Genomic DNA, 12824 nt, shown 5'->3' with positions numbered 1-12824 from the left:
TAACGATGGAAACTAAAAAAGAACAAGAAAAAGTAGTGCTTGTCGGTGTTCAAACAAACGAAACAGATCAAGATTTTGCCTATTCACTAAATGAGCTCGCTCAGTTGACAGAGACAGCTTTAGGAAAAGTTGTCGGCGAGTTGACTCAAAAAAGAGAGCGTTTTGATCCTAGAACATTTTTAGGTAAAGGCAAACTGGAAGAGTTAGGACATTTAGTTGAAGAGTCTGCAGCAGATGTCGTCATTTTTAACCATGCATTAACACCGGGACAAACCCGAAACATTCAAGAAGTCATTGATGTGAAAATTATTGATCGAATCCAACTAATTTTAGATATTTTCGCTATGCGTGCTCAAAGCAAAGAAGGCAAACTGCAAGTTGAACTGGCTCAATTGCAATATATGCTGCCTCGTTTAGCTGGACAAGGAATCAATTTGTCGCGTTTAGGTGGAGGAATCGGAACTAGAGGTCCTGGTGAAACCAAATTAGAAACAGATCGTCGTCATATTCGTGATCAAATCAGCGATATCAAACGTACGTTAAAAGAAACAGAAAAACACCGTGACCGTAATCGTATACAGCGGAAAGAAAGCGGGACCTTCCAGATAGGGTTGATGGGGTATACAAATGCTGGAAAATCAACGTTGTTAAACAAATTGACACAAGCCGAAACGTATGAAGAAAATCAGTTGTTTGCTACATTGGATCCTTTGACTCGCAAACTAGTCTTACCGTCAGGGATGAATGTTACATTAACAGATACGGTTGGATTTATTCAAGATTTGCCAACAGAATTGATTGAAGCTTTTCAGTCAACATTGGAAGAAACTCGCAATGTAGATTTGTTGCTGCATGTAGTAGATTCTTCTGCAGAAAATATGGCTGGGCATGAAAAAACAGTTATGCAACTATTGAAAGAGTTAAAAATGGATCATATTCCTATGTTGACAGTTTACAATAAAAAGGATTTGGTTGACGGTATGTTTTTCCCAAGCCTATACCCCAATGTATGGATATCAGCTAAAGAACCTGCGGATATTGCTGTTTTACTGGAAGAAATCACGAATCATATGAGAGAGATCATGGTTCCTTATCAAATTGAAGTAAACGCAGCAGAAGGCCATAAATTGGTTCGTTTAAAACAAGAGACGTTGCTGCTGTCAGAAACCTATGACGAAGAAAAAAACGTTTATATTGTAAGAGGCTATGCAAATAAAGAGTCAAAATGGATTGGAGAGAGTCACTAAATGAGTTGGAACAGTCACTATGCACCCGAATTAATCGAGAAAATAAAAATGGTTGAGGAAAAAATCAAACCTGTTCATGAGCAGATTCATGAAGTTGCTTTGGCCAATCAAAATAAAGTATTAAGCAGTTTTAGAAATAAAAAAGTTTCAGAACAAAACTTTACGCCTTCGACCGGTTATGGTTATGACGATTACGGCCGTGATGTGTTGGAAGAAGTGTATGCTGATGTTTTTAAAGCAGAAGCGGGTCTAGTAAGACCGCAGATCATTTCAGGAACCCATGCTATCGCAACAGCCTTATTTGGAGTGATGCGTCCTGGAGACGACCTGTTGTACATTACGGGATCGCCTTATGATACGTTATTGGAAATCGTTGGAGTAACCGGTAATGGCATTGGGTCTTTTAAAGAATATCAAATGGGGTATGACCACGTTGATTTATTAGAAGACGGTAGTGTCGACTTTGAAACAGTCAAAGAAAAAATCACAAAAAAACCAAAAGTGGTTGCCATACAACGTTCACGCGGTTACGCTGATCGTCCTTCTTTCACGATTGAAAAAATCAAGGAGATGATCGACGTTGTTAAAACCGTTCATCCAACAGCGATTATTTTTGTAGACAATTGCTACGGTGAATTTGTTGAACAAAAAGAGCCTATCGAAGTCGGAGCTGATTTAATGGCGGGTTCGTTGATTAAAAACCCAGGTGGCGGTTTAGCTAAAACAGGCGGCTATATTGTAGGACGTTTAGATTTAATAGAAGCTTGCGGATACCGTTTGACTTCTCCAGGAATCGGACGTGAAGCAGGGGCTTCTTTATACAGCCTGCAAGAAATGTACCAAGGGTTTTTCATGGCACCCCATGCAGTTGGAGAGGCTTTAAAAGGCGCGGTGTACACTGCAGCTTTATTGGAAACCTGCGGAGTAGACAGTTCGCCGAAATGGAACGATCCGCGAACAGATTTGATTCAAATGATTTCATTAAACGACAAAGACAAAATGATCCAATTTGCCCAAACGATTCAAAAGTATTCACCTATTAACGCTCATGTGACTCCGGTTGGAGCTTATATGCCTGGTTATGAAGATGATGTCATCATGGCTGCTGGAACATTTATCCAAGGCTCAAGTATTGAACTAACAGCCGATGGTCCGATTAGACCACCTTATACATTGTATGTCCAAGGCGGGTTGACATATGAACATGTCAAATTGGCAGTAAGCTCTGCTGTATCGGAATTGTATTATCCTCAATAGAAAAAAACCTCCCATTAGATTTTTTGTTAATGGGAGGTTTTTTGAGGTAGACCAATATAAGCAAAACTCACACAATCATGTCAGGAAAGTTTTGACAAATCAAATAAGCCTTGTTAAAGTGGAAAGAAATAAAAGATTTATTCATGTGAAATGCGTTGAAAGTTGGACAGTTTTGTTCGTTCAGTTAGAGAAAAAATAAAAAAAGAGCCACATCATGAAAGGGAGAATTTTTAAGACAATGAAAAAATTCACAGCAGAAGAAATCAGAGATAGTGCAACAGAACAAAATGTTCGTTTTTTACGTTTGATGTTTACCGATATTGATGGAACGATCAAAAATGTTGAAGTTCCGATCAGTCAATTGAATAAAGTGTTAGACAATCAAATGATGTTTGATGGATCTTCAATTGATGGTTTTGTCCGAATCGAAGAAAGCGATATGTATTTATGTCCTGATTTGGCTACATGGTTAGTTTTTCCGTGGGAAATTGGCACTGGGAAAGACAAAGTAGCCCGCTTGATCTGTGATATTTATAATCCCGATGGCACACCTTTTGCAGGCGATCCTCGTACCAATTTGAAACGCGTCTTGAAAGAAATGGAAGAGCTAGGCTTTACTGAATTTAATTTAGGGCCAGAACCAGAATTCTTCTTGTTTAAACTTGATGAGAACGGCAAGCCAACTCTCGAATTAAACGACGATGGCGGATACTTTGACCTTGCTCCGATGGATTTAGGTGAAAATTGTCGTCGTGAAATCGTCCTGCAATTAGAAGATATGGGCTTTGAGATTGAAGCAAGTCACCATGAAACAGCTCCGGGCCAACATGAGATCGATTGGAAATACGCTGATGCTGTAGAAGCTTGTGATAATATTCAAACCTTTAAGCTTATTGTTAAGACTGTTGCGCGTCAATATGGCCTCCATGCAACATTTATGCCTAAACCGTTGCAAGGTGTCAGCGGGTCAGGGATGCATTTCAATATGTCTTTATTCAATCAAGAAGGCAATGCTTTTTGTGATGAAACAGATGACTTGGGATTAAGCAAAACGGCTTATCAATTTTTAGCAGGAACGATGAAGCATGCATTAGCGTTTACAGCTATTTGTAATCCTACCGTTAATTCTTATAAACGATTGATTCCAGGCTACGAAGCTCCAGTTTATGTGGCGTGGAGCGCTCGTAACCGTTCGCCGCTGGTTCGTGTACCGAGTTCACGCGGAATGTCTACACGGGTCGAATTACGAAGCGTAGACCCAAGTGCTAATCCTTACTTGGCTTTAGCAGTTCTATTAAAATCAGGTTTGGATGGAATAAAAAACGAAATGGAAGTAGCAGAACCAATTGACCGCAATATTTACCGTATGACTTCTGAAGAACGTCATGAACGAGGCATCATCGATCTTCCGTCTACACTGCATAATGCATTGAAATACCTGCGTGAAGACGAAGTTGTCAAAGAAGCGTTGGGTTCCCATATCTATAATAGTTTTATTACAGCTAAGCGTGTGGAATGGGCAGCTTATCGTGAACAAGTTTCTGAATGGGAGCAAGAGAAATACATGACTCTTTATTGAGCTCGATTAAAATAACGATCTATACAACCAGAAAGAGCCAAGACTTAATATTGTCTTAGCTCTTTCTTTTTTTAGGCCGCTAAATAGATGTCAGGAAATGTAACATCTTCGTTTCTTTTTATTGACAGTAAAAAAAAACACTGCTATTCTGTAAAAGTAATCGAAAGGAGGGCAAAAATGAGAGAGAAAGAGTTGAGACGCTCCAGGTCAGTTTTTCCCATTGGCACAGTTATGACATTAACAGATTTATCAGCACGTCAAATTCGGTACTACGAAGAACAAGACTTGATTCACCCTGAACGCAATGAAGGGAACAGAAGAATGTTTTCTCTAAATGACATTGATGTGCTTCTTGAGATCAAAGATTATTTAGCTGATGGAATCAATATGGCGGGCATTAAGCAAATTTATACTTTAAAAAAAGAAGAATCAGAAACTAAAAAACAAAAAGAACATCAAATGATAACAGATGAAGATGTTAGACGCATTTTACACACTGAGTTTTTATCGGTTAGCGGATTGATGTCTAAAGAACCGACACAATATATTGATTCAAAAGATTTGTTTTAAAGAAAGTGCATAAAACAAAAAAGGTCCATAAAAGTTTTTCGTTAAACTCTTATAGGCCTTTTTAATTAGCGGAGTGTTTCTCGATGTATCATCTATAGCGATAAAGTATTAGTTAAACTCTAAATCAATCATCATGTCGTCTAAATTTTCTAAAGCTTCAGTTTTTTCTATATAATCGATCCAAGCTTGATAAGGATCAGAAGATTGAGTACGAATAGTCATTTTAAATTTGTCGTAAACATTTTTCATTAACTCCACCCATAATTTATCGACCGCTCTATCTAATTTCGTCTCATTCCATCTCTTAGCTGGTGCGCGTCTAGCATTTCTGGCCAATTGATCCTCCAATGCTTTTTCATAAAATGTATCTTTACTCGTTAAGTTTTTATCCATGTATGCTATAAATTCTTTAAAAGTCATTTCTTTTACCTCCTAAATGATATGCCTAAAATTATTTTAGAACTTTCTAAAAAACAATATGTATCAGTAAGGGCATCAAATATAAAAATGTTTACTGATCTCAATAAAACATTAAACAAAAAAACTTTTATTACTGTCTTTTAACCACTCGTTTCCTTGTCCTGAAGTAACTATTGAAGTATAACTTAAAGTGTTGAAAACACAACGGAAAGTTATATAAAGTTATTTTATCGTATATTCTGATAGAAGGAGTTTGCATATGAGCAACAAGAGAGATGAGTACCAGGTAAACTAAATTACAATCCTACTAGTTAAAGCATAGACAGAAAACTTCCTGTTAAAATTGTTTGTAAAAGATTTGTGCATAAAAATTGGTGAAACATACATAAATATGTAAATATATTATTCTGGTTAACAACATAAAAAGCATCCACATTGAAGTGAATGCTTTTTTTGCTTTCCGAGATATTCCGAAATAAATCCGAAATGGTTTTAACTTGTATGTTTCTCAATTTGATGAAACGCTGTGAAATCAACGTTTTTGGTCATCGGTTTTACCTCGTTTTAGGTTAAATACGTCTCAGGAGAGATTCGAACTCCCGACCGTTCGCTTAGAAGGCGAATGCTCTATCCGGCTGAGCTACTGAGACATTTCTTAGCAACAGAATTTATTATATGGGATAATGAATAAAAAGTCAATGCTATTTTTGAATTTAATTCAAGAGAATATAAAATAGTTTTTTTAAAATAAATTGCTTTACTTCCCTGGACCGTTTAACGTAATATTTTGTTGTAGCTCATTACCTCAATTTTATTTAATAAATTAAAGTTTAATTTTTCACAAAGCTATTTTAAAAAAAAGAATTAAAAAACGACTACTTTTTCAGATTTTAGAAAGGACCTAATAAAACACCTGCTGCTCAATATATTTTCAAAATAAAAAAATCATACAAAGAAAATAAATGATTGTGAAAGACGTAGGGAACAATTAAAAAAACTGAGATAAAATAAGCGTTTAAGAAGTTTTTGGCATTTCACAAGAGATACCATATATAGTGGCAGGGGCCCTTGTGAATATAAAATTAAACTATATATGGTGTCTTTATGATTGTAAAAAAGCAATATATTGTGTAGTATATTAGAAGCAAAGCAATTCGGTGTTTAACCCAAAGAGAACAGGTTTCACCAAAAAAATAGTTAATTTAAAGGGAGTAATAAAAATGGCTCAAAAAGTAATCGTTGTTTATTCAAAACCTAATTGTATGCAATGCAACTTTACCAAAAAGTATTTAGATGATAAAGGTATTGAATACATTGCTAAAGATATCTTTGAATCAGAAACTGCATTAGAAGAAGTAAAAGAATTAGGGTTCAGTTCAGTCCCAGTTATTACAGTTGAAGGGCAAGAAGCATTCAATGGATTCCGACCAGACTTGCTTGACCAATTAGTATGAAAGTTGTTTATATGTCTTTAACAGGGCAGACACGAAAATTTGTGGAAAAGCTAGATATGGATTTATTGGAGATTACGCCAACGAATCCATATCTTTCAATTCATGAACCTTTTATCGTTGTTGTTCCCACTTATGAAGTAGAAGCAACTGAAATCATAAATGACTTCATAGAGACAGATAATAATCGTACTTATTTTAAAGGGATTGCTGGCAGCGGAAATCTGAACTTCGGAAACTTATTTGTTTTTACAGCAAAAAATCTGGCACAAGAATATAAAGTGCCTTTGTTACATACTTTTGAATTTCAAGGAAACGACGAAGATGTACAACTATTGAAGAAAGCGGTGAAAGAACTTGGATAAACCAGTATTAGCAACCAAGCCAAAAGATGTAACTTATTTTAAATTGAATAATGAATTGAATCGACCTGTAAATGGTTCTATTCCTTTGAATAAAGACCGTGAAGCTGTACGTGCTTACTTTTTGGAGTACGTCAATCCAAACACAGTTTTCTTTTATACACTAGATGAAAAATTAAATTATTTGCTGGCAGAAGATTATATTGAAGAAGAATTTTTAAACCAATACGATCGTGGATTCGTAAAAGAGTTATTTGAAGATATTTACAGCCGTAAATTTCGGTTCCGTTCCTTTATGTCGGCATTTAAATTCTACACACAATATGCTCTGAGAACCAATGACGGGGAACGTTTCTTGGAACGTTACGAGGACCGTATTGTATTCAATGCGTTGTATTTAGCAAATGGAGACAAAGAACTGGCTCGTACGATTGCAGATGAGATCGTCAATCAGCGTTATCAACCTGCGACACCAACATTCCTAAATGCAGGACGCAAACGTCGTGGCGAATTGGTTTCTTGTTTCTTAGTTCAAGCAACCGATGATATGAACAGCATTGGACGCGTAGTCAATAGTGCGCTTCAATTGTCGCGTATCGGTGGAGGAGTTGGAGTCAACTTATCAAACCTGCGAGCTGCTGGCGATCCAATCAAGCAAATAGAAAATGCCTCAAGTGGCGTTATTCCAGTTATGAAATTATTGGAAGACAGTTTCAGCTATTCTAATCAATTGGGACAACGTAATGGTGCCGGAGCTGTTTACTTGAACGTTTTCCATCCAGACATCGTTTCTTTTTTATCTACAAAAAAAGAAAATGCTGATGAAAAGATTCGGGTTAAAACATTATCTCTAGGTTTAGTTGTACCAGACAAGTTTTATGAACTAGCAGCTCATGATGAGCAAATGTACTTATTCAGCCCTTATGATGTTGAACGTATTTACGGCAGACCGTTTGCTTATGTAGACATCACTGAAGAGTATGACAACATGGTTAATAACGAAGAAATCCGCAAATCAAAAATTAGCGCTCGTGAATTGGAAAATGAGATTTCCAAACTTCAGCAAGAATCAGGTTATCCTTACATTATCAATATTGATACAGCAAACCGTGAAAACCCTGTTTATGGAACAATCACGATGAGCAACTTATGCAGTGAAATTTTGCAAATCCAAGAACCTTCGCTGATCAATGATGATCAAACGTATGAAGCTTTAGGTACCGATATTAGTTGTAACTTAGGTTCAACAAATATTGTGAATTTGATGAAGTCCCCTGATTTTGGCAAATCCGTTGATGCTATGGTACGTGCTTTGACAATGGTGACAGATCAATCCAGTATCGAAGCTGTTCCTTCAGTTAAAAACGGAAATGATAAATACCATACAATCGGTCTTGGGGCCATGGGCTTGCATACCTTTTTAGCATTGAACCAAATCGAATACGGCTCACCAGAATCGATTGAATTTACAGATGTTTACTTTATGATGCTGAATTACTATACGCTTGTTGCTAGTAATAAATTAGCTCGTGAACGAAAAGTCTCTTTCCATAATTTTGATAAATCAAAATACGCTACTGGTGAATATTTTGACAACTATACGCAGGAAGATCATCAATTTACAAGCGACAAAGTAGCTGGACTATTTGGTTCGCTTATTGTACCGACTAAGGAAGACTGGGCTAACTTGAAGGATGCAGTTATGAAAGACGGCTTGTATCACCAAAATCGTTTAGCAGTAGCGCCTACCGGTTCTATCAGTTATGTTAATGAAACTTCTGCTAGTTTACATCCAATTACTCGGTTGATCGAAGAACGTCAAGAAAAGAAAACAGGTAAAACATATTATCCTGCACCATTCTTGTCGAATGAAACATTGCCGTATTATACTTCTGCTTATGATATTGATATGCGCCGTGTGATCGATGTTTATGCAGCCGCTCAAAAACACATCGACCAAGGGATGAGTTTGACACTCTTTATGCGTTCAGACATTCCAGAAGGCATGTATGAATGGAAAGAAGGACGTACGTCTAAACAAACGACCCGTGATTTAAATATTTTGCGTCACTATGCTTGGCGTAAAGGCATCAAGTCGCTTTATTATATTCGTACGTTTACAGAAAATTCAGAAGAAATAGGTTCAAATGCTTGCGAAAGCTGCAGCATTTAAGAGGGGTGAATTGTGGCTATGACAAAAAGATATGATGCAATAAATTGGAATAAAATAGAAGATATGATTGATAAACTAACTTGGGAAAAATTAGTTGAACAATTTTGGACAGATACAAGAATCCCATTATCGAATGATCTAGGCGATTGGGCTCGTCTGCCTAAAAATGAAAAAGAGATGCTTGCAAAAGTTTTAGGCGGTCTAACTTTGTTAGATACGCTGCAATCACAAGATGGTGTCGAATCTTTGAAAGACTCGATTCGGACACAACATGAAGAAGCCGTCTACAACAATATCCAATTTATGGAATCCATGCATGCTAAAAGTTACAGTGCTATTTTTAGTACATTGAACTCTAAAGCTGAGATTGAAGATCTTTTCCAATGGATCAACACAGATGCTTTATTGCAAGAAAAAACAGAGACCATCAATGATATCTATCAAAATGGTACTGAATTGCAACGTAAAGTAGCTAGCGTTATGTTAGAATCGTTCTTGTTTTATTCAGGGTTCTTTGCACCATTGCATTATTTAGGCAATAACAAATTGCCAAATGTGGCTGAAATCATCAAACTTATCTTACGGGATGAATCTGTCCATGGCACTTACATTGGATACAAGTTTCAAATAGGCTACAACCAGTTAGCTGAGGATGAGCAAGAAGAGATGAAAAACTGGACTTATGAATTATTATTCAGATTGTATCAAAATGAAGTGAAATATGCAGAATATTTGTATGATGAAATCGGCTGGACTGAACGCGTAAAAGTATTCTTGCGTTACAATGCGAACAAAGCTTTGCAAAACCTAGGTTTCGATCCTTTATTCCCTGATACGGCTAATGATGTTGATCCGGTTATTATGAATGGAATTTCAACTGGAACCTCTAATCATGATTTCTTCTCTCAAGTAGGAAATGGTTATTTAGTAGGTATGGTAGAATCGATGGAAGCTGAAGATTACGAAAAATGGACCGTTTAAAAAAATAAAATAAAAAGTAAGCCTGTTTGAAGCATTTATTTCTTCAAGCAGGCTTGTTTTTTTCTGATTAGAATGGGAAAAGAAAAGAGCTCAATGCATCCGATCAGAGAATGTTCTTTGTGATTGTATCGTACCTGTATTCCGTAGAGGTTCTAATTAAAACTAGTGATATTGTTAAACAAATTGTTATGGACTCCTATTGAGAAATTAAATTATTTGAGAAACTTATTTTTATACACTATGATAGAATTTGAAACAGAGGTTTTGCTGCCTCGAATAAAAGGAGGAGATAAAGATGAAAATAAAAGAAATCAAACAGACGGCTAGGCAGCGTTTAAAAGGGAATTGGAAAGTGGCTATTTTAAACTTGCTGGTTATTTCTGTTTTAAGCGGAGTAATCAGTCAAGTGATTTTTGGTGTAATGGGATTGGCTTCTTTTTCAACGCTAACCAATCTATTCGACAATGCTGGTTCCTATGATCCTTATACGGCTTCAAAAATAACCATCAGCAGCGGTATATTGGCTAGTTTAATTGGTATGTTTGTTGGAATATTGACCAGTGTCCTTTCTGTTGGTTACGATTGGAGTATATTGGATATGGTAGATGGGGCTAAACTTACTGTAGAAGCACTTTTTCAAACTTTTAGCCGAAAGCGAATCTGGAAAGTGTTGGGGCTTACGCTAGTAACGAGTATTTTGGTTATGTTGTGGTCTTTGCTTTTGGTTATCCCAGGAATTATTAAATCTTATAGTTATAGTCAAGCTTTGAATATCTTAAAAGATGAACCAGAAATAACGATCATGGATGCACTTGATAAAAGTCGGAAGATGATGAAAGGGAAAAAATGGAAATTGTTCCGTTTGCAATTATCTATTTTATTATGGTTATTGGTGCCTTTATTCGTTTTCATTATTTTCTTATTAGGCAGCCTTCAAACCTTAGAAAACAGCTCCATGAACGGCGGGGGAGTAATGGTTGCGTTTATTATCGTTTTTATTCTGTTAATGATTTATACAATTTTTATTTCATTTTATATTCAACCTTACCAAATTACCGCTAAACAAGTTTTTTATCGTGAGTTATCAGATGGAACAACACCGTTTCAAGCTGAACAAAAATATGATGAAGAGTATGAAGGCACACAATTAGAAGACGTCGAATTAAAATAAAGAAGAAACTGGCAGTTAAAAAAGCTATGATCCTATTAGGATTCATAGCTTTTTTTAGTTTAGCAGGCATCAATGGCGTGTTTTCATGTGCTTATTGAGCCCTTGACGCGCCAAGTGATCGGCTTCTTTATTTTGAGATTCAGGAATCCATTGAATCATAAACGACGGAAACAAGCGCAACAGCTGATTGATGCTGGTGAGGTATGCTTGAAAGACCTTGTTTTTTACGTAATTGCGTTCAATAGCCGTTACGACAATCTTACTATCTGAAAAAATCAATAACGACTGATTTGTGTAATTGTGTTCTGACAAATATATTAACCCCGTCATGAGCGCCTCGAACTCAGCTTCATGATTGCTCAGTTCTCCTTTGAGCGGAATAGCTAACTGTTCATGTAAGCCATCGGCAATTAAAACGATTCCTGCACCACTCGGACCGGGGTTGTTTTTTGTAGAAGCATCTGTATACATTCGCAACATAAAGTCTGATCCTTTCTATACTTCTCAATTGGACTTAAGAAAAAGTTGTGCTATGATAAGTGTGTAGTTTCATTAGATGAAGCGGGGGAATGCCAAATAGTTAAAGCAGAATTAGCATTAAAAGTTCGTCTCTCCTTGGAACCAGCTTTCCAAATTATTTATTGGTCGATTTGTTGGTTAACTTTTTTTATCAGTCTTATTGGTATTCTAGAAGGACAACATTTTTCTGGTATTAGCATTTTTATGAGCGTTACTTGTCTGATTCTGCTGTATTTTGGATTTGGTTCTACACTAAAGCTTTCAAAAGACTCCTTTGAACTAACTTATTTTAGAGGCTTCAAAAAAAAGAGTTATTCGATGTTTCTTTTGTCTAAATTAGTTTTGTCAGAACAGCGCACCATTCAAGCAGAATTTGCTGATTCCGCAGAACCTCTTGTCTTTTATTTGAATCAAAAAAACAAGAAAAAGTTGGTAACGGCGATTCAACAACTGGCTCCAGCTGTCTTAATTGAAACAGCAGAGGCAATCAACCAAGTATGAAAAGGCTGCAGAGGCGATAAAAAACGATAACTCGATAGAGTTTATCGTTTTTTATTTAGAAAGTTTTAGTGAACTATCTAATACTTGATAAGCAGAAGCATTCAAAAATCAAACATTTTCAATTACGATCACGTTTGTCGCTTGCAGGCCTCTGTTGCCTTCCACAATATCGAAAGTAACCTGCTGACCTTCTGATAAGCTTTTAAAACCTTCTCCTTCGATTCCGGTAAAATGCACAAAGACATCGTCTGATTCATTATATTCAATGAAACCATATCCTTTTTCGTTGCTAAACCATTTAACTACTCCATTTTCCATCTGTAAGTCCCCCTTAATGATGAGTTTATTTAAACTTAAGCCAACTTGTGCATATAAAATAAAGAGGATACAAGAATGATGGCTTATCTACATTATAGGAAGATTAACCGCTTCCGTCAAATAGATTTCAATGAAATTGAGCCAATTGAATATTTAACAAGTTTATTTGCCAAGAATAAGAAGCAAGGTTTTTCTTTTTAAGCAAGTGTTGTATAATTTAAAGCAGATAGAAACAAACGAGAAAACAAATTTAGTACGTGTCTGCTCGTTTAGTT

General features: G+C 36.2%; 13 protein-coding genes and 1 tRNA gene. 10 read left to right on the top strand and 4 right to left on the bottom strand.

Going from position 1 to position 12824, the window contains the following annotated elements:
• The first annotated feature begins 5 nt into the window (after positions 1–5).
• The 4 genes from hflX to NY10_RS03210 all read left to right on the top strand — a co-directional run bounded on the left by hflX (position 6) and on the right by NY10_RS03210 (position 4653).
• The gene (gene hflX, locus NY10_RS03225) at positions 6–1247 is read left to right on the top strand and encodes a GTPase HflX (protein WP_058918637.1); all 1242 of its coding nucleotides are present in this window, start codon (positions 6–8) and stop codon (positions 1245–1247) included.
• A complete protein-coding gene (locus NY10_RS03220) occupies positions 1248–2504 on the top strand; it encodes a methionine gamma-lyase family protein (RefSeq protein ID WP_058918636.1) in 1257 nt (418 codons plus the stop codon).
• A gap of 238 nt (positions 2505–2742) precedes the next feature.
• Positions 2743–4083 carry a type I glutamate--ammonia ligase gene (glnA, locus tag NY10_RS03215; RefSeq protein ID WP_058920223.1) on the top strand — a complete coding sequence of 447 codons (1341 nt, stop codon included), beginning with the start codon at positions 2743–2745 and terminating at the stop codon, positions 4081–4083.
• A 177-nt stretch (positions 4084–4260) separates the two neighbouring features.
• Positions 4261–4653 carry a MerR family transcriptional regulator gene (locus NY10_RS03210; protein WP_058918635.1) on the top strand — a complete coding sequence of 131 codons (393 nt, stop codon included), beginning with the start codon at positions 4261–4263 and terminating at the stop codon, positions 4651–4653.
• Between the two features lie 108 nt (positions 4654–4761).
• On the opposite strand, the gene NY10_RS03205 is transcribed toward NY10_RS03210, so the two are convergent.
• Positions 4762–5073 (bottom strand): hypothetical protein, encoded by a 312-nt coding sequence (locus NY10_RS03205; protein WP_058918634.1) that lies wholly within the window; start codon positions 5071–5073, stop codon positions 4762–4764.
• Positions 5074–5649: 576 nt separating this feature from the next.
• A tRNA-Arg gene (locus NY10_RS03200) sits at positions 5650–5723 on the bottom strand.
• A gap of 570 nt (positions 5724–6293) precedes the next feature.
• Between NY10_RS03200 and nrdH the strand changes: the two genes are divergently transcribed.
• The 5 genes from nrdH (at position 6294) to NY10_RS03175 (ending at position 11211) form a co-directional block, all read left to right on the top strand.
• The gene (gene nrdH, locus NY10_RS03195; RefSeq protein ID WP_058918633.1) at positions 6294–6527 is read left to right on the top strand and encodes a glutaredoxin-like protein NrdH; all 234 of its coding nucleotides are present in this window, start codon (positions 6294–6296) and stop codon (positions 6525–6527) included.
• Positions 6524–6889: a class Ib ribonucleoside-diphosphate reductase assembly flavoprotein NrdI gene (nrdI, locus tag NY10_RS03190; protein ID WP_058918632.1), complete on the top strand. Its 366-nt coding sequence runs from the start codon at positions 6524–6526 to the stop codon at positions 6887–6889. The genes nrdH and nrdI overlap by 4 nt, the downstream gene beginning before the upstream one ends.
• Positions 6882–9059: a class 1b ribonucleoside-diphosphate reductase subunit alpha gene (gene nrdE, locus NY10_RS03185; protein ID WP_058918631.1), complete on the top strand. Its 2178-nt coding sequence runs from the start codon at positions 6882–6884 to the stop codon at positions 9057–9059. The genes nrdI and nrdE overlap by 8 nt, the downstream gene beginning before the upstream one ends.
• Before the next feature lie 18 nt (positions 9060–9077).
• Positions 9078–10040, top strand: a complete 963-nt coding sequence (gene nrdF, locus NY10_RS03180; RefSeq protein WP_058920222.1) for a class 1b ribonucleoside-diphosphate reductase subunit beta — start codon at positions 9078–9080, stop codon at positions 10038–10040.
• A 295-nt stretch (positions 10041–10335) separates the two neighbouring features.
• Positions 10336–11211, top strand: coding sequence for a DUF975 family protein (locus NY10_RS03175; protein WP_058918630.1), 876 nt, complete (start codon positions 10336–10338; stop codon positions 11209–11211).
• Between the two features lie 69 nt (positions 11212–11280).
• Here the strand turns inward: NY10_RS03175 and NY10_RS03170 are convergent, their stop codons facing one another.
• Positions 11281–11691, bottom strand: a complete 411-nt coding sequence (locus NY10_RS03170) for a ribonuclease HI family protein (protein WP_058918629.1) — start codon at positions 11689–11691, stop codon at positions 11281–11283.
• 45 nt (positions 11692–11736) lie between these two features.
• On the opposite strand from NY10_RS03170, the gene NY10_RS12655 reads away from it, so the two are divergent.
• Positions 11737–12231 (top strand): EbsA family protein, encoded by a 495-nt coding sequence (locus tag NY10_RS12655; protein WP_197408973.1) that lies wholly within the window; start codon positions 11737–11739, stop codon positions 12229–12231.
• Between the two features lie 108 nt (positions 12232–12339).
• Here the strand turns inward: NY10_RS12655 and NY10_RS03160 are convergent, their stop codons facing one another.
• Entirely contained in the window at positions 12340–12549 is a 210-nt protein-coding gene (locus tag NY10_RS03160) for a cold-shock protein (RefSeq protein WP_058918628.1), read from the bottom strand.
• Positions 12550–12824 lie beyond the last annotated feature (275 nt).

The sequence above is a fragment of the Carnobacterium sp. CP1 genome (assembly GCF_001483965.1).
Classification (GTDB): domain Bacteria; phylum Bacillota; class Bacilli; order Lactobacillales; family Carnobacteriaceae; genus Carnobacterium_A; species Carnobacterium_A antarcticum.
The sequence above is the reverse complement of the archived record's forward strand: the minus strand, read 5'-3'. Positions and strand labels throughout refer to the sequence as shown.

Coding starts and splice junctions, on each gene's coding strand:
- NY10_RS03175 (WP_058918630.1), top strand. CDS start 10,336: ATGAAAATAAAAGAAATCAAACAGACGGCTAGGCAGCGTTTAAAAGGG.
- nrdI (WP_058918632.1), top strand. CDS start 6,524: ATGAAAGTTGTTTATATGTCTTTAACAGGGCAGACACGAAAATTTGTG.
- nrdF (WP_058920222.1), top strand. CDS start 9,078: ATGACAAAAAGATATGATGCAATAAATTGGAATAAAATAGAAGATATG.
- NY10_RS03205 (WP_058918634.1), bottom strand. CDS start 5,073: ATGACTTTTAAAGAATTTATAGCATACATGGATAAAAACTTAACGAGT.
- NY10_RS03220 (WP_058918636.1), top strand. CDS start 1,248: ATGAGTTGGAACAGTCACTATGCACCCGAATTAATCGAGAAAATAAAA.
- NY10_RS03210 (WP_058918635.1), top strand. CDS start 4,261: ATGAGAGAGAAAGAGTTGAGACGCTCCAGGTCAGTTTTTCCCATTGGC.
- NY10_RS03170 (WP_058918629.1), bottom strand. CDS start 11,691: ATGTTGCGAATGTATACAGATGCTTCTACAAAAAACAACCCCGGTCCG.
- hflX (WP_058918637.1), top strand. CDS start 6: ATGGAAACTAAAAAAGAACAAGAAAAAGTAGTGCTTGTCGGTGTTCAA.
- glnA (WP_058920223.1), top strand. CDS start 2,743: ATGAAAAAATTCACAGCAGAAGAAATCAGAGATAGTGCAACAGAACAA.
- NY10_RS03160 (WP_058918628.1), bottom strand. CDS start 12,549: ATGGAAAATGGAGTAGTTAAATGGTTTAGCAACGAAAAAGGATATGGT.
- nrdH (WP_058918633.1), top strand. CDS start 6,294: ATGGCTCAAAAAGTAATCGTTGTTTATTCAAAACCTAATTGTATGCAA.